This is a genomic window from Noviherbaspirillum autotrophicum, from assembly GCF_000818395.1.
Lineage (GTDB): Bacteria > Pseudomonadota > Gammaproteobacteria > Burkholderiales > Burkholderiaceae_D > Noviherbaspirillum > Noviherbaspirillum autotrophicum.
The window spans coordinates 1-1,259 of sequence record NZ_JWJG01000014.1 but is presented as its reverse complement, the minus strand read 5'-3'; the positions used below and the strand labels follow the sequence as shown (position 1 = coordinate 1,259).

The window sequence follows — 1,259 nt, the reverse complement described above, 5'->3', positions numbered from 1 at the left end:
CTCGGCGCCCCGCTGAACCAGCCGGTCACCGGCGACGACATCCTGTTCCTGAGCGAGACCGGCGCCAAGCGCACGCCCGATTTCCTGGTGCCGCGCAACTTCCATAACGAGGGCTGCTACGTGGTCGCGCTCGGCAACGTCGTCAAGTGGATGGCGCAGCAAGCCGAAGCGCTGGGCGTGGAAATCTTCCCGGGCTTTACGGCTGCCGAAGTGCTGTACGACGACCGAGGCGCCGTGCGCGGTGTTGCTACCGGCAACATGGGCATAGGCAAGGATGGCGAGCCGACCGAGAATTTCCAGCTCGGCATGGAATTGCTGGGCAAGTACACGATCTTTGCCGAAGGCGCGCGCGGCCACCTGGGCAAGCAGCTGATTGCCAGGTACAAGCTCGACGAGGGCAAGGATCCGCAAAGCTTTGCGATCGGCATCAAGGAACTGTGGGAAATCGATCCGGCCAAGGCCAAGCCCGGCCTGGTGGTGCACACCGCCGGCTGGCCAATGGACAAGGAAACCTTCGGTGGCGGCTTCCTGTATCACCTCGAAGGCAACAAGGTCACGCTCGGCTTCGTCATCGGCCTGGATTACAAGAATCCGTGGATGAGCCCGTTCGAGGAAATGCAGCGCTGGAAGACGCACCCGAGCATCCGCGCCCACATCGACGGCGGCAAGCGCATCAGCTATGGCGCGCGCGCCATCAACAATGGCACGCCGCAAGCGCTGCCGAAGCTGGTGTTCCCGGGCGGCGCCCTGATCGGCTGCGACGCCGGCTTCCTGAATGCGGCCCGCATCAAGGGCAGCCATACCGCGATCAAGAGCGGCATGCTGTGCGCCGACGCCGTCTTTGCAGCCGTCACGTCCGGTCGCGCCGCCGACGAGCTCAGCGCGTATCCGCAAGCGTACGACAACAGCTGGCTCAAGGAAGAGCTCGACCAGTCGCGCAACTTCAAGCTGTGGTTCAAGAAGGGGGCGCTGATGGGGCCGCTGATGACGGGCATCGAGCAGTGGTTCCTGCCCAAGCTCGGGGTCAAGAATCCGCCGTGGACGCTGCATCGCGACAAGCCCGATCACGTCTATCTGCAGCCAGCCGCGCAGTGCCAGCAAATCGCGTATCCGAAGCCCGACGGCAAGCTGACCTTCGATCGGCTGTCGAGCGTCTTCGTGAGCAACACCAACCATGAAGAAAACCAGCCGGCGCACCTGACGCTGAAGGATCCGTCGGTGCCGGTGAAGATCAACCTGGCGAAGTTTGCGGGGCCGGA

At 63.7% G+C, this 1,259-nt stretch carries 1 protein-coding gene; it reads left to right on the top strand.

The window, feature by feature from the left end; translation table 11 throughout:
• On the top strand, positions 1-1,259 hold a 1,259-nt coding region (locus TSA66_RS01135), incomplete at both ends, for an electron transfer flavoprotein-ubiquinone oxidoreductase (protein WP_040038669.1).